14 protein-coding genes and 3 rRNA genes are annotated in these 19,643 nt (G+C 67.7%); 16 read left to right on the forward strand and 1 reads right to left on the reverse strand.

Annotated features, from left to right (window positions below; translation table 11 throughout):
• The first annotated feature begins 43 nt into the window (after positions 1-43).
• Complete coding sequence (gene ilvD, locus ACK8N7_RS20785; protein WP_015609313.1) at positions 44-1,894, forward strand: dihydroxy-acid dehydratase; 1,851 nt, start codon at positions 44-46, stop codon at positions 1,892-1,894.
• 222 nt (positions 1,895-2,116) lie between these two features.
• Here the strand turns inward: ilvD and ACK8N7_RS20790 are convergent, their stop codons facing one another.
• Positions 2,117-4,276, reverse strand: coding sequence for a protein kinase domain-containing protein (locus tag ACK8N7_RS20790; protein ID WP_500445796.1), 2,160 nt, complete (start codon positions 4,274-4,276; stop codon positions 2,117-2,119).
• Positions 4,277-4,410: 134 nt separating this feature from the next.
• On the opposite strand from ACK8N7_RS20790, the gene ACK8N7_RS20795 reads away from it, so the two are divergent.
• The 15 genes from ACK8N7_RS20795 (at position 4,411) to ACK8N7_RS20865 (ending at position 19,641) form a co-directional block, all read left to right on the forward strand.
• Positions 4,411-4,749, forward strand: a complete 339-nt coding sequence (locus tag ACK8N7_RS20795; protein WP_403214849.1) for an SH3 domain-containing protein — start codon at positions 4,411-4,413, stop codon at positions 4,747-4,749.
• Between the two features lie 56 nt (positions 4,750-4,805).
• Positions 4,806-5,351, forward strand: coding sequence for a hypothetical protein (locus tag ACK8N7_RS20800; RefSeq protein ID WP_500443639.1), 546 nt, complete (start codon positions 4,806-4,808; stop codon positions 5,349-5,351).
• Between the two features lie 82 nt (positions 5,352-5,433).
• The gene (locus ACK8N7_RS20805) at positions 5,434-6,219 is read left to right on the forward strand and encodes an ABC transporter ATP-binding protein (protein WP_403214853.1); all 786 of its coding nucleotides are present in this window, start codon (positions 5,434-5,436) and stop codon (positions 6,217-6,219) included.
• On the forward strand, positions 6,216-6,995 hold the full coding sequence (locus ACK8N7_RS20810) for an ABC transporter permease (protein ID WP_403214855.1): 780 nt from the start codon (positions 6,216-6,218) through the stop codon (positions 6,993-6,995). The genes ACK8N7_RS20805 and ACK8N7_RS20810 overlap by 4 nt, the downstream gene beginning before the upstream one ends.
• Positions 6,996-7,097: 102 nt before the next feature.
• The gene (gene proC, locus ACK8N7_RS20815) at positions 7,098-7,907 is read left to right on the forward strand and encodes a pyrroline-5-carboxylate reductase (protein WP_319341563.1); all 810 of its coding nucleotides are present in this window, start codon (positions 7,098-7,100) and stop codon (positions 7,905-7,907) included.
• Positions 7,908-8,638: 731 nt separating this feature from the next.
• Positions 8,639-10,164 (forward strand): 16S ribosomal RNA (locus tag ACK8N7_RS20820).
• Positions 10,165-10,471: 307 nt separating this feature from the next.
• A 23S ribosomal RNA gene (locus tag ACK8N7_RS20825) occupies positions 10,472-13,597 on the forward strand.
• A gap of 79 nt (positions 13,598-13,676) precedes the next feature.
• Positions 13,677-13,793: ribosomal RNA gene (gene rrf, locus ACK8N7_RS20830) — 5S ribosomal RNA — on the forward strand.
• Together the 16S, 23S and 5S rRNA genes form the textbook arrangement of a ribosomal RNA operon.
• Positions 13,794-13,864: 71 nt before the next feature.
• Positions 13,865-14,509: an HAD family hydrolase gene (locus tag ACK8N7_RS20835; protein WP_403212872.1), complete on the forward strand. Its 645-nt coding sequence runs from the start codon at positions 13,865-13,867 to the stop codon at positions 14,507-14,509.
• A gap of 42 nt (positions 14,510-14,551) precedes the next feature.
• Complete coding sequence (locus ACK8N7_RS20840; protein WP_500443642.1) at positions 14,552-15,751, forward strand: MFS transporter; 1,200 nt, start codon at positions 14,552-14,554, stop codon at positions 15,749-15,751.
• On the forward strand, positions 15,720-16,892 hold the full coding sequence (locus ACK8N7_RS20845; RefSeq protein ID WP_403212868.1) for an acetoin utilization protein AcuC: 1,173 nt from the start codon (positions 15,720-15,722) through the stop codon (positions 16,890-16,892). The genes ACK8N7_RS20840 and ACK8N7_RS20845 overlap by 32 nt, the downstream gene beginning before the upstream one ends.
• 102 nt (positions 16,893-16,994) lie before the next feature.
• Positions 16,995-17,810, forward strand: a complete 816-nt coding sequence (locus ACK8N7_RS20850) for a phosphatase (RefSeq protein ID WP_403212866.1) — start codon at positions 16,995-16,997, stop codon at positions 17,808-17,810.
• Positions 17,811-17,938: 128 nt separating this feature from the next.
• The gene (locus tag ACK8N7_RS20855) at positions 17,939-18,151 is read left to right on the forward strand and encodes a helix-turn-helix domain-containing protein (RefSeq protein WP_015609302.1); all 213 of its coding nucleotides are present in this window, start codon (positions 17,939-17,941) and stop codon (positions 18,149-18,151) included.
• 131 nt (positions 18,152-18,282) lie between these two features.
• The gene (locus ACK8N7_RS20860) at positions 18,283-18,381 is read left to right on the forward strand and encodes a 30S ribosomal protein bS22 (RefSeq protein ID WP_003948845.1); all 99 of its coding nucleotides are present in this window, start codon (positions 18,283-18,285) and stop codon (positions 18,379-18,381) included.
• 171 nt (positions 18,382-18,552) lie between these two features.
• A complete protein-coding gene (locus tag ACK8N7_RS20865; protein WP_031126368.1) occupies positions 18,553-19,641 on the forward strand; it encodes an NAD-dependent epimerase/dehydratase family protein in 1,089 nt (362 codons plus the stop codon).
• The last annotated feature ends 2 nt before the right edge of the window (positions 19,642-19,643 follow it).

Raw genomic sequence — 19,643 nt, forward strand, 5'->3', positions numbered from 1 at the left:
TTATCTGTCGGAGGCAGTCCCCCTGCCGAAGGAGCGAGCGACGATGCCCCAGCTGAGGTCCCGCACGGTCACCCACGGACGCAACATGGCGGGCGCGCGCGCCCTTATGCGCGCGTCGGGCGTAGCGAGCGCGGACATCGGCAAGCCGATCATCGCGGTCGCCAACTCGTTCACCGAGTTCGTCCCCGGCCACACCCACCTCGCCCCGGTCGGCCGGATCGTCTCCGAGGCGATCCTGGCGGCGGGCGCGGTCCCGCGCGAGTTCAACACCATCGCCGTGGACGACGGCATCGCGATGGGCCACGGCGGCATGCTCTACAGCCTGCCCTCGCGCGACCTGATCGCCGACTCCGTCGAGTACATGGTCGAGGCGCACTGCGCGGACGCGCTGATCTGCATCTCCAACTGCGACAAGATCACCCCGGGCATGCTGATGGCCGCCATGCGCCTCAACATCCCGACCGTCTTCGTCTCCGGCGGCCCGATGGAGGCCGGCAAGGCCACCCTCGTCGACGGCACCGTGCGAAAACTCGACCTGGTCAACGCGATCAGCGACGCGGTCGACGAGTCCATCTCCGACGAGGACATCCTCCGTATCGAGGAGAACGCCTGCCCCACCTGCGGCAGCTGTTCCGGCATGTTCACCGCCAACTCGATGAACTGCCTGACCGAGGTCCTCGGCCTCTCCCTCCCCGGCAACGGCTCGGTCCTCGCCACCCACACCGCCCGCAGGGCGCTGTACGAGAACGCCGGCCGCACGGTCGTCGACATCACCAAGCGCTACTACGAGCAGGACGACGAGACGGTCCTGCCGCGCGCCATCGGCAGCCGCGCCGCGTTCGACAACGCCATGGCGCTGGACATCGCGATGGGCGGCTCGACCAACACGATCCTGCACCTGCTGGCCGCCGCCGAGGAGGCGGAGCTGGCGTACAACCTGGACGACATCAACGAGGTCTCGCGCCGCGTCCCGTGCCTCTCCAAGGTCGCCCCGAACGTCGCCCCCGGCGGCACGTACTACATGGAGGACGTCCACCGCGCCGGCGGCATCCCCGCCCTCCTCGGCGAACTCCACCGCGGCGGCCTTCTCAACGAGGACGTCCACTCGGTCCACTCCGACACCCTCGCCGAGTGGCTGAAGAACTGGGACGTGCGCGGCGGCTCCCCGTCGCCCGAGGCCGTCGAGCTGTGGCACGCCGCCCCCGGCTGCGTCCGCTCCGCGACCGCGTTCTCCCAGTCCGAGCGGTGGGACACCCTCGACCTGGACGCGGCGGGCGGCTGCATCCGCGATGTCGAGCACGCCTACTCCAAGGACGGCGGCCTCGCCGTCCTCAAGGGGAACCTCGCCGTGGACGGCTGTGTCGTGAAGACGGCCGGTGTCGACGAGTCGATCTGGACCTTCGAGGGCCCGGCCGTCGTCTGCGAGTCGCAGGAGGAGGCCGTCGACAAGATCCTCCGCAAGGAGATCAAGGCAGGCGACGTCGTCGTCATCCGCTACGAGGGTCCGCGCGGCGGCCCCGGCATGCAGGAGATGCTCTACCCCACGTCCTTCCTCAAGGGCCGGGGCCTGGGCAAGGTCTGCGCCCTGATCACCGACGGGCGTTTCTCAGGTGGTACGTCGGGCCTCTCCATCGGCCACGCATCCCCCGAGGCGGCCTCCGGCGGCACGATCGCGCTCGTCGAGGACGGCGACCGCATCCGGATCGACATCCCGAACCGGTCCATCGAGCTGCTGGTCGACGACGCCGAACTGGCCACCCGCCGCGAGGCGCTGAACGGCGTGTACGCGCCCAAGGCCCGCGAGCGCAAGGTCTCGGCCGCCCTGCGCGCGTACGCGGCGATGGCGACAAGCGCGGACCGCGGCGCAGTCCGCGACGTCTCGAAGCTGGGCTGACGGCTCGGGGGAGCCCGATCCGGCTCCCCTTCCCGGCCGCTCCGGCGTCAGCCTTCCAACCCTCCCGCGCCCGTTCCCCTGACCGCTGTTCCCCTGCACCTCCGGTGCCTGCATTTCGGCCCTCCGGCGTTTGAGGAGCGGGGTCCGGGGCGGAGCCTCCGCCCCCAGCGCACCCGCACCCCGGGCCGCCTCCTCCGAGCCCTCGGCGCCAAGGGCGCCCCCTCACCAGCCCCCCGGCTCCAGCCCGTCCACCGCGAAGACCGACCCGTCCGGAGCCGTCCCCACGACCGTCCGCCCCGCCGTCACCGGGGCGGGCAGGCCGGACGCGTACGTCAGCTTCCCCCCGCTCAGCCGCGCCCGGGTCTGCCCCACCAGCGCCCCCCGCCCGGTGTCGACGGCCAGCAGCCGCCCGTCCGCCGCGGAGAAGTACAGGTGCCCGCCCTCCCCGAGCACGGGCGCGGACCCCCTCCCCGCCCCGGTCTCCAGCCGCCACAGCTCGGTCTTCCCGTCGCCCGCCCCGGTGTCCACGGCCAGCAGCGAACCACTCCGCGCCAGCAGATACGCGGCGTCCCCGCCCATGACCAACTGCGGCTCGTCCAGCCGGAAGGGCAGCGCGATCCGGACGGCCTCCCGCTTCCCGGGCGCGTACCGCACCAGCCCGACGGTCTGCATGTCCACGTTCATCGCCGTCAGGACGAGCTCCCCGGCCCCGGCGGTGGAGACCGGCGTGAGCACCCCGTCCAGCCGCCGCTGCCAGGAGGTCCGGCCGCTCGCCGCGTCCACGGCGGTGACGAGGGTGGAGGTGCCGGTCGCGGAGTGCTCGAAGGCGTACGCGAGGCCGGACGCCTCGTCGTACAGCCCGAAGTCGGGCCGGGTGTGCCCGGTCAGCGGGCGCTCCCACCGCTCCACCCCGCTCGCGCCGTCGAGCGCCGTGACCGTGCCGCCGTCCGCGACGACCAGCAGGGTGGAGCCGGCCGGGAACGCGGAGCCGGGGCTCGCGGAGACATCCGTCTCCCGGACCGGGACGCCCTTCACCGGGTCGTACGCGCGCAGCTTCCCGTCCGGGCCCGCGGAGAGGACCACCCCGCCCGAGACGATGGGCGCCGAAGCGTTCCGGAGCGAGGTGTTCCGGTCCGACCAGAGCACGCGTCCGTTCGCGGGGTCGATCCGTGCGGTCCCGGTCCCGGCCACCGCGCAGTACAGCGCCGCGCCCGCCCCGGCGGAGGAGCAGACGGGGGTGGCGCTGCCGGTGGTCCGCAGCGCGGTGCTCCACGGCGAAAAGGCGGTGCCCTCCGCCCCCTTCCCCTCCGATGCCCGCTCCGGGGCCTCAGCCGGGCCTCCGCCGCCGCCCCAGAGCGCGAACCCCCCGGCGCCCGCCCCCGCCACCAGAAGCAGCAGCGCGGCCGTGAGGACCGGCCGCCCGCGCGGCAGCCGCCACCGCCGGGCAGGGGCCGCCCCGCGCACATGCGTGGCGTCCTCGGACCCCGCCCGCTCCTCCACCGCCTCCATGAACGCCGCCGGCCGCCGCTGGGCCGGTATGAACGCGGCAGCCTCGTACGAGGGCGGCCGCAGCGCCGCCATCACCTCGTCCGGCGTCGGCCGCTCGGCCGGGTCCTTCGCCAGACACCGGCCTACCAGCTCAGCGAGATCCTCCGGCACCCCGCTGAGGTCCGCCTCGTCGTGCACCACCTGGTACGCCACGATGTACGGGCTGTCCGAGTCGAACGGCCCCCGCCCCGTCGCCGCGTGGACGAGCACCGCCCCCAGCGCGAACACATCGGCGGCCGGCCCGACCTCGCGCGGCCGCTGGAACTGCTCGGGCGCCATGTAGGGCGGCGAGCCGATCAGCTTGCCGGTCTCGGTGCGCAGATCACTGTCGTACGGGCGGGAGATCCCGAAGTCGATGACCTTCGGGCCCGCGTCGGAGAGCAGCACGTTGCTCGGCTTCAGATCGCGGTGGACGACGCCCGCCCGGTGGATGTCCCGCAGCGCCTCGGCCAGCCCGGCGGTCAGCCTGCGCAGTTCGGCGGGGGCCAGCGGCCCGTTCCGCTTCACCTGCTCGGCGAGGGTCGGCCCGGGCACGTACAGGGTGGCCATCCACGGCCGTACGGCCTCCGGATCGGCGTCCACGACGGGCGCGGTGAACGCCCCGCTCACCCGCCGCGCGGCCGCCACCTCCTGCCGGAAGCGGGCCCTGAACTCGGGGTCCGCCGCGTACGGCCGGTGCACCACCTTCACCGCGAGCTGGAGCCCGGAGGCGGAGCGGGCCAGATGGACGACGCCCATGCCGCCCGAGCCGAGACATGCCTCAAGGCGGTAGGTACCCGCATATTCCGGAAACTCCGCTTCCGGATGCGCTCCGGCCCCTGGCAGCGGCGGCATCGCCCACCCCCGTGTGTTGATGCGCAAGCGCGACGCACGGAGCCTAGTCGATGGTGCGTGCGAGCGGCGCGGGTCTTGTTAGCCTGCGCGTCGTACGGCTTCGTACACATCGTTTCTCAACGGGGGAGGCCCTCATGGGCGTTGACGAGCAGACCGTGGACCAGGCGGCGAAGGCCGCGCCGGCACCGGAGGAAGCGACCACCACCACCGCGGCGGCGGCCTCGGCGACCCGGTACCCGATCGCCCCCGGCTACCGGGTCAACGTCCGCACCGGCCCCGGCACCAGCTACCGGATCGTGCGGACGCTCCCGCTCGGGTCGAGGGTCCCGGTCTACTGCCAGAAGCCGGGGGAGCGGGTCACCGGCCCGTACGGCACGTCGAACCTCTGGTGCAACATCGCCAACGGCCAGTTCATCTCGGACACCTATGTCCTTACCGGCAGCGACGGCTCCATCGCTCCGCGCTGCGACTGACCGGACCGCCGAGCCGCTCGCTCACGGGACGACCCCGTACGGGGATAATCGACCCCGTGAGCGAGAACAGCGAGAACAGCGAAGCGCCCGGCACCCCCACACCCCCCGGCACAACCGCCGGTCCGCAGCCCGAGCCGATCCGCTTCTTCGGAACGACCTGGGTCGACCACGACGGCGGCTACGGCCTGCGGCGCGCCGGTGTCGCCGTCGGCTCGCTCGCCGCCGCGGTGGCCGCCTGCTTCGTCCTGCGCTTCGCCTACCAGGGCCTGGAGATCGCGGAGGTCGGCAGCCTCGTCGGGATGCTGGTGATCGTGATGTTCGCGATCTGCAGCGCCATCGCGTTCCGCAAGACCTGGGACGGTTTCGGCGCCCGCCCGAAGGACCCGGCGCGCGAGGACACCCTGCGCGGCCTGAAGTCGATCGGGTTCATCGGCTCGCTGCTCGCCTACTTCTTCCGGTCGCTCATCGAGGCCCCGGGCGAGAAGCTGCGCCGCACGGAGTACGAGAGCGCCCGCACCCAGTTCGAGAAGCGCCGCTCGGCCCGCACCGGCAACCCGGCGGCCCGCAAAGCATCCGGCCGCAAGCGCCCCAAGCGCACCTGACCGCACGGCTCCCCTTCGCTCCAGAGCCCCCAGACTCCCCACCTCTTGACGGCCCGGCCCCATCGGGCCTGTAATTCATCACATGGTGAATTACGAACTCGAAGGGACCCGGCCACCCCCAGCCGTCGCCGCCCGCGGCCTCACCGTCGTACGAGGCGACCGCACGGTCCTGCGCGGCCTCGACTTCACCCTCGAACCCGGCACCGTCACCGGCCTCCTCGGCCCCTCGGGCTGCGGGAAGACCACGCTGATGCGCGCGGTGGCCGGCACCCAGGCCAAGGTGACGGGCACCCTCGACGTCCTCGGCCTCCCCGCCGGATCCCCGGCCCTGCGCCCCCGCATCGGCTACGTCACCCAGGCGCCCTCCGTCTACACGGACCTCACCGTCCGCCGGAACCTGGACTACTTCGCCTCCGTCCTGAACCCCGGCCGCGCCCACCGGGACACCCGCCGCGCCGCCGTCACCCGCACCATCGAGGACGTCGACCTCACGAGCCACGCCGACGCCCTGGCCGGCGCGCTCTCCGGCGGCCAGCGCAGCCGCGTCTCCCTGGCCGTCGCCCTGCTCTCCACACCCGACCTGCTGGTCCTGGACGAACCGACGGTCGGCCTGGACCCCGTACTCCGCCGCGACCTCTGGGACCTCTTCCACCGCCTGGCCGCCGACCGGGGCGCCACCCTCCTCATCTCGTCCCATGTCATGGACGAGGCCGAACGCTGCCACCGCCTGCTCCTGATGCGCGAGGGCCGCATCGTCGCCGAGGACACCCCCGAAGCACTCCGCACCCGCACGGGCACCGGAACGGTGGAGGAAGCCTTCCTCCACCTGGTCGACGAGGCGGCCCGGACCGAGGAGCCCACGCCATGACCACGCGAACAGTGCCCCCCGCCCCCACAGGCCGAGCCCTGACCCCCTCCCGTACGGCGGCCACGGCGGCCAGGGTCCTGCGCCAGCTCCACCACGACCCGCGCACGATCGCACTCCTCCTGATCGTCCCGGTCGCGATGATCACGCTGCTCCGTTACGTCTTCGACGGCGCCCCCGGGACGTTCGACGCGATCGGAGCCTCGCTCCTCGGCATCTTCCCGCTGATCACGATGTTCCTGGTGACCTCGATCGCCACCCTGCGCGAACGCACCTCGGGCACCCTCGAACGCCTCCTCGCCCTCCCGCTCGGCAAGGGCGACCTGATCGCGGGGTACGCCCTCGCGTTCGGCGCGATCGCAGTCGTCCAGTCGGCCCTCGCCACCGCCGTCTCCGTCTGGCTGCTCGGCCTGGACGTCACCGGCTCGCCATGGCTGCTGCTCCTGGTCGCCCTGCTCGACGCCCTGCTCGGGACGGCGCTCGGCCTGTTCGTCTCCGCGTTCGCCGCGTCCGAGTTCCAGGCCGTCCAGTTCATGCCGGCGGTGATCTTCCCCCAACTGCTGCTCTGCGGCCTGTTCATCCCGCGCGACCGGATGCACCCGGCACTGGAGGCGATCTCGGACGTCCTGCCCATGTCGTACGCCGTCGACGGCATGAACGAGGTCCTCCACCACTCCGACCTCACCGGGGCCTTCCTCCGGGACATCGCGGTCGTGGCGGGAAGCGCGCTCCTGGTCCTCTGCCTGGGCGCGATCACCCTGCGCCGCCGCACGCCCTGAGACGCCACCGCACACCCGGGGGCCCCGGTGCGAGGATGACGGACAAGACGACGGCTACGCATCCGACGCATCCCGACCCAGCACCGCCCGGAGGGTGAACGCATGACCCAGACAGTCGCAGTCCTCGGCACCGGCAAGATCGGCGAGGCCCTCCTCAGCGGCATGATCCGGGCCGGCTGGCGGCCGGCCGACCTCCTGGTGACCACCCGCCGCAGCGAGCGGGCCCAGGAACTGCACACGCGGTACGGAGTCGAGTCGGTCAGCAACGCCGAGGCGGCAAAGGCGGCGGACATCCTCATCCTGGCCGTCAAGCCGCAGGACATGGGCAAGCTCCTCGACGAGCTGGCCCCGCACGTCGGCGCCGACCGCCTGGTGATCAGCGCGGCCGCCGGCATCACCACCACCTTCATCGAGGAGCGGCTGACGGAGGGCACCCCGGTCGTCCGGGTCATGCCCAACACCCCGGTCCTCGTGGACGAGGGCATGTCCGTCATCTCGGCCGGCAGCCACGCCACCGGCGCGCACCTCACCACCACCGAGGAGATCTTCGGCGGCGTCGGCAAGACCCTGCGCGTCCCGGAGTCCCAGCAGGACGCGGCCACCGCCCTCTCCGGCTCCGGCCCCGCCTACTTCTACTTCCTGGTCGAGGCCATGACCGACGCCGGCATCCTGCTCGGCCTGCCCCGCGCCCAGGCCCACGACCTCATCGTCCAGGCCGCCATCGGCGCCGCCGTGATGCTCCGGGACAGCGGCGAACACCCCGTCAAGCTCCGCGAGGCCGTCACCAGCCCCGCCGGCACCACGATCAGCGCCATCCGCGAACTGGAGAACCACGGCGTACGGGCCGCCCTCATCGCCGCCCTCGAAGCGGCCCGCGACCGCAGCCGCGAGCTGGCCTCCGGCAACGGCTGACCCGTCCCCCGAGCCGCACCGCCGACCCCCGGCCGCCGCACCACAGGCCGGGGGTTGACACCCTCCGACCGGAACCGTAATGTGCTCCGAGTTGTCCGACGTGAGCGCCGACCCCGGTCGGTCCCCGGACAGCCATTCCGCAGTAACCACGACCAGCGAGCGACCTCGTGTCGCCTGCTTTTTCGTGCGCATTCGCGAAATGAGGAATCCGCGTTCGAAGGGACGCACCCCGATTAGCGTCGGGGGGCAGGATTCCGCTAAAGTCTCACTCGTCGGAACGGCCCAACGGCCGGGAAGGCAAGCCCCACTGACTGGGAGTCAGGCCCGAAAGGATCTGATAGAGTCGGACTCGCCGGAAAGGGAAAACGCGAAAGCGAAGGACCTGGAAAGCGAAAACCGCTTGACCCGCTTCGACCGGGAATCGGACACGAAAGAGTCTGATAGAGTCGGAAACGCAAGAACGAAGGGAAGCGCCCGGAGGGCCCCGGTGAAACGGGACCGAAGGAAGCGTCCGTTCCTTGAGAACTCAACAGCGTGCCAAAAGTCAACGCCAGATATGTTGATACCCCGGCCTGCTTCGGCAGGTTGGTGGTTCCTTTGAAAAGTCCTGCACGGATCACCTCTGGTGACGCCGGGCAGGCAATTACACAGCGAGGACGCTGAGAGCAACGGGTCTTATTCCGACCGGTTGTTCCGCTCTCGTGATGTGTGCACCCGATTACGGGTAAACATTCACGGAGAGTTTGATCCTGGCTCAGGACGAACGCTGGCGGCGTGCTTAACACATGCAAGTCGAACGATGAAGCCTTTCGGGGTGGATTAGTGGCGAACGGGTGAGTAACACGTGGGCAATCTGCCCTTCACTCTGGGACAAGCCCTGGAAACGGGGTCTAATACCGGATAACACTCTGTCCTGCATGGGACGGGGTTAAAAGCTCCGGCGGTGAAGGATGAGCCCGCGGCCTATCAGCTTGTTGGTGGGGTAATGGCCTACCAAGGCGACGACGGGTAGCCGGCCTGAGAGGGCGACCGGCCACACTGGGACTGAGACACGGCCCAGACTCCTACGGGAGGCAGCAGTGGGGAATATTGCACAATGGGCGAAAGCCTGATGCAGCGACGCCGCGTGAGGGATGACGGCCTTCGGGTTGTAAACCTCTTTCAGCAGGGAAGAAGCGAAAGTGACGGTACCTGCAGAAGAAGCGCCGGCTAACTACGTGCCAGCAGCCGCGGTAATACGTAGGGCGCAAGCGTTGTCCGGAATTATTGGGCGTAAAGAGCTCGTAGGCGGCTTGTCACGTCGGATGTGAAAGCCCGGGGCTTAACCCCGGGTCTGCATTCGATACGGGCTAGCTAGAGTGTGGTAGGGGAGATCGGAATTCCTGGTGTAGCGGTGAAATGCGCAGATATCAGGAGGAACACCGGTGGCGAAGGCGGATCTCTGGGCCATTACTGACGCTGAGGAGCGAAAGCGTGGGGAGCGAACAGGATTAGATACCCTGGTAGTCCACGCCGTAAACGTTGGGAACTAGGTGTTGGCGACATTCCACGTCGTCGGTGCCGCAGCTAACGCATTAAGTTCCCCGCCTGGGGAGTACGGCCGCAAGGCTAAAACTCAAAGGAATTGACGGGGGCCCGCACAAGCAGCGGAGCATGTGGCTTAATTCGACGCAACGCGAAGAACCTTACCAAGGCTTGACATATACCGGAAAGCATCAGAGATGGTGCCCCCCTTGTGGTCGGTATACAGGTGGTGCATGGCTGTCGTCAGCTCGTGTCGTGAGATGTTGGGTTAAGTCCCGCAACGAGCGCAACCCTTGTTCTGTGTTGCCAGCATGCCCTTCGGGGTGATGGGGACTCACAGGAGACTGCCGGGGTCAACTCGGAGGAAGGTGGGGACGACGTCAAGTCATCATGCCCCTTATGTCTTGGGCTGCACACGTGCTACAATGGCCGGTACAATGAGCTGCGATGCCGCGAGGCGGAGCGAATCTCAAAAAGCCGGTCTCAGTTCGGATTGGGGTCTGCAACTCGACCCCATGAAGTCGGAGTTGCTAGTAATCGCAGATCAGCATTGCTGCGGTGAATACGTTCCCGGGCCTTGTACACACCGCCCGTCACGTCACGAAAGTCGGTAACACCCGAAGCCGGTGGCCCAACCCCTTGTGGGAGGGAGCTGTCGAAGGTGGGACTGGCGATTGGGACGAAGTCGTAACAAGGTAGCCGTACCGGAAGGTGCGGCTGGATCACCTCCTTTCTAAGGAGCACTTCTTACCAGGCTTCGGTTTGGTCAGAGGCCAGTACACCGGCGAATGTTCGGTGCTGGTTGCTCATGGGTGGAACGTTGACTATTCGGCGCGACAGGTTGATCACTGCTAGTACTGCTCCTCGGAGCGTGGAATGTGGTGGTGGATCGGTCGGGCCGGGCACGCTGTTGGGTATCTGAGGGTACGGGCTCGTTTGAGTCTGTCCTTCGGTTGCCGGCCCCAGTGAACTCGTCCTAGGACGGGGTGATGGGTGGCTGGTCGTTGTTTGAGAACTGCACAGTGGACGCGAGCATCTGTGGCCAAGTTTTTAAGGGCGCACGGTGGATGCCTTGGCACCAGGAACCGATGAAGGACGTGGGAGGCCACGATAGTCCCCGGGGAGCTGTCAACCAAGCTTTGATCCGGGGGTTTCCGAATGGGGAAACCCGGCAGTCGTCATGGGCTGTCACCCGCTGCTGAACACATAGGCAGTGTGGAGGGAACGAGGGGAAGTGAAACATCTCAGTACCCTCAGGAAGAGAAAACAACCGTGATTCCGGGAGTAGTGGCGAGCGAAACTGGATGAGGCCAAACCGTATGTGTGTGATACCCGGCAGGGGTTGCGCATGCGGGGTTGTGGGATCTCTTTTTCATAGTCTGCCGACTGTGAGACGAGTCAGAAACCGTTGATGTAGGCGAAGGACATGCGAAAGGTCCGGCGTAGAGGGTAAGACCCCCGTAGCTGAAACATCAACGGCTCGTTTAAGAGACACCCAAGTAGCACGGGGCCCGAGAAATCCCGTGTGAATCTGGCGGGACCACCCGCTAAGCCTAAATATTCCCTGGTGACCGATAGCGGATAGTACCGTGAGGGAATGGTGAAAAGTACCGCGGGAGCGGAGTGAAATAGTACCTGAAACCGTGTGCCTACAAGCCGTGGGAGCGTCGCTGTATGTGCTTGCACATGCAGTCGTGACTGCGTGCCTTTTGAAGAATGAGCCTGCGAGTTAGCGGTGTGTAGCGAGGTTAACCCGTGTGGGGAAGCCGTAGCGAAAGCGAGTCCGAATAGGGCGATTGAGTTGCACGCTCTAGACCCGAAGCGGAGTGATCTAGCCATGGGCAGGTTGAAGCGGAGGTAAGACTTCGTGGAGGACCGAACCCACCAGGGTTGAAAACCTGGGGGATGACCTGTGGTTAGGGGTGAAAGGCCAATCAAACTCCGTGATAGCTGGTTCTCCCCGAAATGCATTTAGGTGCAGCGTCGTGTGTTTCTTGCCGGAGGTAGAGCACTGGATAGGCGATGGGCCCTACCGGGTTACTGACCTTAGCCAAACTCCGAATGCCGGTAAGTGAGAGCACGGCAGTGAGACTGTGGGGGATAAGCTCCATGGTCGAGAGGGAAACAGCCCAGAGCATCGACTAAGGCCCCTAAGCGTACGCTAAGTGGGAAAGGATGTGGAGTCGCAGAGACAACCAGGAGGTTGGCTTAGAAGCAGCCACCCTTGAAAGAGTGCGTAATAGCTCACTGGTCAAGTGATTCCGCGCCGACAATGTAGCGGGGCTCAAGCGTACCGCCGAAGTCGTGTCATTCATACACATAGGGCCAACGCCCGTATGGATGGGTAGGGGAGCGTCGTGTGCCGGGTGAAGCAGCCGCGGAAGCGAGTTGTGGACGGTTCACGAGTGAGAATGCAGGCATGAGTAGCGATACACACGTGAGAAACGTGTGCGCCGATTGACTAAGGGTTCCTGGGTCAAGCTGATCTGCCCAGGGTAAGTCGGGACCTAAGGCGAGGCCGACAGGCGTAGTCGATGGACAACCGGTTGATATTCCGGTACCCGCTTTGAAACGCCCAGTACTGAATCAGGCGATGCTAAGTCCGTGAAGCCGGCCCGATCTCTTCGGAGTTGAGGGTAGTGGTGGAGCCGATGAACCAGACTTGTAGTAGGTAAGCGATGGGGTGACGCAGGAAGGTAGTCCAGCCCGGGCGGTGGTTGTCCCGGGGTAAGGGTGTAGCCCGTGTGGTAGGTAAATCCGTCACACGTTAAGGGTGAGACCTGATGCCGAGCCGATTGTGGTGAAGTGGATGATCCTATGCTGTCGAGAAAAGCCTCTAGCGAGTTTCATGGCGGCCCGTACCCTAAACCGACTCAGGTGGTCAGGTAGAGAATACCGAGGCGTTCGGGTGAACTATGGTTAAGGAACTCGGCAAAATGCCCCCGTAACTTCGGGAGAAGGGGGGCCATCACTGGTGATTGGATTTACTCCATGAGCTGGGGGTGGCCGCAGAGACCAGCGAGAAGCGACTGTTTACTAAAAACACAGGTCCGTGCGAAGCCGTAAGGCGATGTATACGGACTGACGCCTGCCCGGTGCTGGAACGTTAAGGGGACCGGTTAGTGCACTTTCGGGTGTGCGAAGCTGAGAACTTAAGCGCCAGTAAACGGCGGTGGTAACTATAACCATCCTAAGGTAGCGAAATTCCTTGTCGGGTAAGTTCCGACCTGCACGAATGGCGTAACGACTTCTCGACTGTCTCAACCATAGGCCCGGTGAAATTGCACTACGAGTAAAGATGCTCGTTTCGCGCAGCAGGACGGAAAGACCCCGGGACCTTTACTATAGTTTGATATTGGTGTTCGGTTCGGCTTGTGTAGGATAGGTGGGAGACTTTGAAGCGGCCACGCCAGTGGTTGTGGAGTCGTCGTTGAAATACCACTCTGGTCGTGCTGGATGTCTAACCTGGGTCCGTGATCCGGATCAGGGACAGTGTCTGATGGGTAGTTTAACTGGGGCGGTTGCCTCCTAAAGAGTAACGGAGGCGCCCAAAGGTTCCCTCAGCCTGGTTGGCAATCAGGTGTTGAGTGTAAGTGCACAAGGGAGCTTGACTGTGAGACCGACGGGTCGAGCAGGGACGAAAGTCGGGACTAGTGATCCGGCAGTGGCTTGTGGAAGCGCTGTCGCTCAACGGATAAAAGGTACCCCGGGGATAACAGGCTGATCTTCCCCAAGAGTCCATATCGACGGGATGGTTTGGCACCTCGATGTCGGCTCGTCGCATCCTGGGGCTGGAGTCGGTCCCAAGGGTTGGGCTGTTCGCCCATTAAAGCGGTACGCGAGCTGGGTTTAGAACGTCGTGAGACAGTTCGGTCCCTATCCGCTGCGCGCGCAGGAATATTGAGAAGGGCTGTCCCTAGTACGAGAGGACCGGGACGGACGAACCTCTGGTGTGCCAGTTGTCCTGCCAAGGGCATGGCTGGTTGGCTACGTTCGGAAAGGATAACCGCTGAAAGCATCTAAGCGGGAAGCCTGCTTCGAGATGAGTATTCCCACCCCCTTTGAGGGGTTAAGGCTCCCAGTAGACGACTGGGTTGATAGGCCAGATGTGGAAGCCCGGTAACGGGTGGAGCTGACTGGTACTAATAGGCCGAGGGCTTGTCCTCAGTTGCTCGCGTCCACTGTGTTGGTTCTGAAATAACGAACTGCCGTGTTGTTGTCCGGTGTTGGTTAATTTCATAGTGTTTCGGTGGTCATTGCGTTAGGGAAACGCCCGGTTACATTCCGAACCCGGAAGCTAAGCCTTTCAGCGCCGATGGTACTGCAGGGGGGACCCTGTGGGAGAGTAGGACGCCGCCGAACAATTTTTCCGGGAAAGCCCCGTGCCTTGTGGCACGGGGCTTTTCTGCGTTCTGAACGTCTAGGGTCGAACCATGCGCTACGAACTGGTCATCTTCGACAACGATGGTGTGCTCGTCGACAGTGAGCCGATCGCCAACACCATCCTCGCCGGCTACCTCACCGAACTCGGTCACCCCACCTCGTACGAGGAGTCGCTCCGCGACTACATGGGGGCCGCCGTGCACCGGGTGCACGATCTCGTCGACGAGCGGGGCGGCGAGAAGCTCCCCGCGGACTTCGAGGACACCCTCCACGCCCGCACTTTCGCTGCTTTCCAGCAGGAGCTGGTGGCGGTGGACGGGGCCGAGGAGCTGCTCGGCAAGCTCGTCGCCGACGGGGTCGACTACTGCGTCGCGTCGTCCGGGAGCCACGAGAAGATCCGGGTCGGGCACCGCAGGACCGGGCTCGACCAGTGGTTCGAGGAGGAGTGGATCTTCAGCTCGGAGGATGTCGGGCGGGGAAAGCCGGCGCCGGACCTGTTCCTGCACGCCGCCCAGCGGATGGGCGTCGCGCCGGAGCGGTGCGTCGTCATCGAGGACAGCCCGCTCGGGGTCGAGGCGGCCCGTGCCGCGGGGATGGACGTGTACGGGTTCACGTCGATGATGCCCGCGGACCGGCTGACCGGAGTGACCGGGCACTTCTCGGACATGGCCCAACTCCCGGAACTGCTCGCCTGATCCATCTACCCATGGGTAGATCCTGGGCTTACGCTCGCGGCCATGACAGACGCGGGCTTGCGGCACGGCAGGGCTTCACTGGCGCTGAGCTTCGGCGTCCAGGGGGTGGCCTTCGCCCTCCTGGTGACGCGGATCCCCGCCCTTCAGGACCAGTACGGGATATCCGACGGGCTGCTGCCCGTCTTCCTCGCCGCCGTCCCGATCCTGGCGGGCGCCGGCAGCGTACTCACCGAGAAGGTGGTCGCCCGGGTGCGGCCCGGTGTCGTCCTGCGGTGGGCGCAGCCCCTCGTCCTGCTCGCCCTGCTCGGGGTGGGCGCGGGCCGGGAGCTCTGGCACATCGCTGTGGCGCTCGGGGTGTTCGGGCTGGCGGTCGGGGCGCTGGACGCCTCGATGAACATGATGGGCGTCAGCCTTCAGCGGGCGTACGGGCGCAGCATCATGCTCGGCTTCCACGCCGCGTACAGCCTCGGCGGGATCGCCGGGGCGTCCCTGGCGTGGGTCGGGGCGCGCTGGGATCTGTCGCTGTTCGTGTCCTACCTCCCCGTGGTGGCGGTGCTGTTGCCCGCCGTGCTGGTCGGCAGCCGGTGGTACACGGAGGGGAGGAGCCCGGTGGAGGCCGGCGGGCCGGCGGCCGCGGGCGGGTCCGTCCCGTTCAAGCTGCTGCTGCCGCTCTGCCTGGTGATGTGTTTCGCGTACATCGGTGACTCGACCGTCTCCAACTGGAGTGCCAAGTACCTTCAGGACGTGCTCGGCAGCTCGGAGCAGATGTCGACCCTTCCGTACAACGTCTACATGGTGACGACGCTGCTGGGGCGGGCCGTCGGGGACCTCGGGGTCCGGCGGTTCGGGGCGGTCGCCGTCGTGCGGGGCGGGAGTCTGCTGGCGGCCGGCGGGTTCGCGGTGGTGGCCGGGGCGCCGGGGGCCTGGGTGGGGATGCTCGGGTTCACCATGCTGGGGCTCGGGCTCTGTGTGATCGTGCCGCAGACCTTCGCGGCGGCCGGGCGGATGTTCCCGGGGAACAGTGACGTCGCCGTGGCCCGGCTGAACATCTTCAACTATGTCGGGTTCCTGGTGGGTTCGCCGCTGGTGGGGGTTCTGGGGGACGCGTGGAGCTACCGGGGCGCCATGCTCGTACCGATGGTTCTGGTGCTGGCGACGCTGGTGTATGCCCGCTCGTTCGCGCCGGAGCCCGCCCGATACGGTGGCGGGCATGAGCGGCCGCACACAGCTGATGTGGGATGACGCAGTTACGGGATACGACTTCGGGGAGAGCCACCCCATGGACCCGGTCCGGCTGGCCCTGACGATGGGGCTGGTGCGGGCGTTCGGGCTGGATGAGGCGGTGGACCTGCGGGCGGCGAGGCCGTTGGGGGATTCGACCCTGCGGCTCGTGCACCGGCAGGACTACGTGTCGGCGGTGCGGGCCGCCTCGGCCGATCCCCGGGCCGCCGACCAGGACTACGGGCTCGGGACCGTGGACGATCCGGCGTTCGCGGGGATGCACGAGGCGTCCGCGCTGATCGCCGGGCTCTCCGTGGGGGCCGCCGAGGCCGTCTGGCGGGGCGAGACCGCGCACGCGGTGAACTTCACCGGGGGGCTGCATCACGCCATGCCGGGGGCGGCCGCCGGGTTCTGCATCTACAACGACCCGGCCCTCGCCATCGCCCGGCTGCTGGAGCTGGGCGCCGAGCGGGTCGCGTACGTCGATGTGGACGTCCACCACGGGGACGGGGTGCAGGCCGCGTTCTGGGAGGACCCCAGGGTGCTGACGATCTCCCTGCACGAGCACCCGCGCACGCTCTTCCCGCAGACCGGGTGGCCGGAGGAGACCGGGGCCGGGGCGGGCGAGGGGTCCGCGGTCAACCTGGCGCTGCCCGCCGGGACCGGGGACGCGGGGTGGCTGCGGGCGTTCCACGCCGTCGTGCCCGAGCTGCTGGCAGATTTCCGGCCGCAGGTGCTCGTCACGCAGCACGGGGCCGACACACACTTCGAGGACCCGCTCGCCCACCTCGCCGTCTCCCTGGACGCGCAGCGGGCGGTCATGGAGTCCTGCCACGAGCTGGCGCACCAGTACGCGGAGGGCGGGCGGTGGGTGGCGCTCGGCGGGGGCGGGTACGCGGTGGTGGATGTCGTACCGCGCTCGTGGACGCATCTGGTGGGGATCGCCGCGCATGCGCCCGTCGATCCGGAGTCGGTGGTCCCGCCGTCGTGGCGGGACCTTGTCTACGCCCGTACGCGGCAGTTGGGCCCCGGCCGGATGACCGACGGGCGTACGCCTTCCTGGAAGTCCTGGGAGGACGGGTACGACCCGGCGGACCGGCTGGACCAGGCGGTCATCGCGACCCGGAAGGCGGCGTTCCCGCTGCGCGGGCTGCTGGCCTGAGGGACGTACGTACGGGGGCATTGTGCCGTGCGGTTACGCCAACGGTGGGGTGTACCGGGAATCCGGCCCGCCCGGGCAGGTGGGTACGGCAGCATCCCGAGGGTGTTGAGCACCGGGGCGTTGCGCGCCCATCTGCTGGCGGCCCGGCTGGCCGGGCCCGTGGCCACGCCGCGCGAGAACAGTCTGCGCAGCTACCGGCTGTTCGCGGCGCGGGATCCGCGGGTGATGCTCGGTCTCTCGCCCGAGCGGACCTGGGACGAGCCGGAGCTGCTGCGGCTGATGGCGGACCGGTGCGGGGTCTCGGCCGACCCGGCGCATGTGTCGGGGCCCGACGCGATCGACCCGGAGCGGACGGTGGCCGCGCTGGACGCGTTCGCGGAGCGGCTGGGGCGGGCGGCGGCGCGGCGGGTTCCGGTGCTGCTGGGGACCGGGCATCCGCACCGGCTGCTGGGTTTCTACGCCGGGCTGGCAGACGCCTTGTCGGCGGCGGGGTGTCCTGTTCTCACCCCCGCGCAGGGGCGATGTATCGACATAACGACCCGGTTCGGCGTACGCACGTACAACCTCGACTACGTACGGGGCGTCGCCCTGGTCCGCGAACCCGGGGGGCGGCCCTCGGGTGGTGAAACCGGCGCACACACACATTCGCCGCTGCCGGTCAGGGTGGCGCTGCAGGACGCGGCGGAGCGGTACGGGGTGCTTCCGGAGCTGGTGATCGGGGATCACGGCTGGGTCTGCGGCGCAGGTCAGCTCGGTATCGAGGCGATCGGGCCGGCGGATACGGACGATCCCGCACTCTTCGTCGGCGAGGCCGAGGGGCGGGTTTCCGTCGTCGTGCCGCTCGACGACGGGGTCCGGTCGCACTACTACCGGCCACTGACGCGGTACGTGCTCCACCGGGCGGGTCTGCCCTCTTAGCCGCCCGATCGTCCCTCCTCTTCCCCACTCGCACCACCCGCCCCTAATCTGGGGAGTGAGCGCACAGCGACGAAGAGTCACCGGAGGGGAAGCCGGTGCGCGTCCGGTGCGGAAGGTACAGGTGGGTCATGGCTGCTGACAACGAGAGGCCTCTCAACGAGGTCAGGTTTCTGACCGTGGCGGAAGTCGCCTCGGTCATGCGAGTGTCGAAGATGACCGTGTACCGCTTGGTGCACAGCGGTCATCTGCCGGCGATCCGGGTGGGCAGGTCCTTCCGGGTGCCGGAGCAAGCGGTTCACGCGTATCTCCGCGAGTCCTTTGTGGGGGTGGAATCAGCCTGAGGCCGCCTTCGGACGGCTGGGGTTTGCCCTCGGGTTACGTCCCTCACCCGGTGGCGGGTAGGCTAGGCCGACGTAGGTCGTGTGGGCCCAGACGCCCCGCACCAGTGAAAATGAAGTGAGCGAGGGTAGTCGTGGGCTCTGTTATCAAGAAGCGGCGCAAGCGGATGGCCAAGAAGAAGCACCGCAAGCTGCTCAAGCGCACGCGCGTTCAGCGTCGCAACAAGAAGTAAGCGAACGCAGTTCGTGAGATCCGCAGCCCTTCCGCCGTCCTGGCGGGAGGGCTGCGGTGCGTTTCGGGGCCCGGGGTCGTCACAGGGCGGCGTCCACCCGCTACGGTGACGGCCAGGGAAGTTACCGCGGGAAGCAGGTACCGCTTCCCGGTCCGACGGAAGGCGCTGGTCTTGGGGAAGGTCGTCCTCGTCACAGGAGTGGCCCGGCAGCTGGGGGGCCGCTTCGTCCGGCGCGTCCAGCGCGAGCCGGGAGTGGACCGGGTGATCGCCGTCGACGCGGTCGCGCCCTCGCATCCGCTGGGGGACGCGGAGTTCGTCCGCGCGGACATCCGGCAGTCCGCCCTGGCGCGGATCCTGGCCGAGTACGCCGTCGACACGGTCGTGCACCTGGACGTCTCCGGCAAGGCGCTCGGTACCGCCGGCCGGACGGCGATCAAGGAGACCAACGTCATCGGCACCATGCAGCTGCTCGGTGCCTGCCAGAAGTCGCCGACCGTCCAGCGGCTCGTGGTGAAGTCCAGTACGAGTGTGTACGGGTCGGCGCCCCGCGATCCGGCGGTGTTCACCGAGACCACCCCGCCCAAGTCGCTGCCGAGCGGCGGGTTCGCGAAGGACGCGGTGGAGGTCGAGGGGTACGTACGGGGCTTCGCCCGGCGCCGGCCGGACGTCGCGGTGTGCGTGCTGCGGTTCGCCAACATCCTGGGGCCGCGGCCGGACTCGCCGCTCGCGGACTATCTGTCGCTGCCCGTCCTGCCGACCGTCTTCGGCTACGACCCCCGGCTCCAGTTCGTGCACGAGGACGACGTCATCGACGTACTGGGGATCGCGGCGCGTGAGCCGCGGCGCGGGACGCTGAACAGCGGGACCTTCAACATCGCCGGGGACGGTGTGCTGTTGCTCTCGCAGTGCTCGCGGCGGCTGGGGCGGCCGACCGTGCCGGTGCTGCTGCCCGCCGTCACCTGGGTCGGCTCGGCGCTCCGTACGATCGGGATGACCGACTTCTCGCCGGAACAGATCCGGCTGCTGACCCATGGCAGGGTGGTCTCGACCGTGCAGATGCGCGAGACCCTCGGTTTCCGGCCGGAGTTCACCACGGCCGAGACCTTCGCGGAGTTCGCGCGGAGCCGGGGTCCCGGGCTGCTGCCTCCGGAGACGGTGGGCAGGGCGGTGGACCGGCTGGCGGAGCTGCCGCTGCCGGGGGGTGCCGGGCCGCGGGAGCGCGGGGCCGGTGCGGTACAGACGACTCACGGCGCCAGGTAGAG

Origin of the sequence: Streptomyces griseobrunneus, assembly GCF_046713465.1 — a bacterium.
GTDB lineage: Bacteria > Actinomycetota > Actinomycetes > Streptomycetales > Streptomycetaceae > Streptomyces > Streptomyces microflavus.

Bases quoted from the DNA above. Each gene is read 5' to 3' on its own strand.
- ilvD (WP_015609313.1), top strand. From the start codon at position 44: ATGCCCCAGCTGAGGTCCCGCACGGTCACCCACGGACGCAACATGGCG.
- ACK8N7_RS20790 (WP_500445796.1), bottom strand. From the start codon at position 4,276: ATGCCGCCGCTGCCAGGGGCCGGAGCGCATCCGGAAGCGGAGTTTCCG.
- ACK8N7_RS20795 (WP_403214849.1), top strand. From the start codon at position 4,411: ATGGGCGTTGACGAGCAGACCGTGGACCAGGCGGCGAAGGCCGCGCCG.
- ACK8N7_RS20805 (WP_403214853.1), top strand. From the start codon at position 5,434: ATGGTGAATTACGAACTCGAAGGGACCCGGCCACCCCCAGCCGTCGCC.
- ACK8N7_RS20810 (WP_403214855.1), top strand. From the start codon at position 6,216: ATGACCACGCGAACAGTGCCCCCCGCCCCCACAGGCCGAGCCCTGACC.
- proC (WP_319341563.1), top strand. From the start codon at position 7,098: ATGACCCAGACAGTCGCAGTCCTCGGCACCGGCAAGATCGGCGAGGCC.
- ACK8N7_RS20835 (WP_403212872.1), top strand. From the start codon at position 13,865: ATGCGCTACGAACTGGTCATCTTCGACAACGATGGTGTGCTCGTCGAC.
- ACK8N7_RS20840 (WP_500443642.1), top strand. From the start codon at position 14,552: ATGACAGACGCGGGCTTGCGGCACGGCAGGGCTTCACTGGCGCTGAGC.
- ACK8N7_RS20845 (WP_403212868.1), top strand. From the start codon at position 15,720: ATGAGCGGCCGCACACAGCTGATGTGGGATGACGCAGTTACGGGATAC.
- ACK8N7_RS20855 (WP_015609302.1), top strand. From the start codon at position 17,939: ATGGCTGCTGACAACGAGAGGCCTCTCAACGAGGTCAGGTTTCTGACC.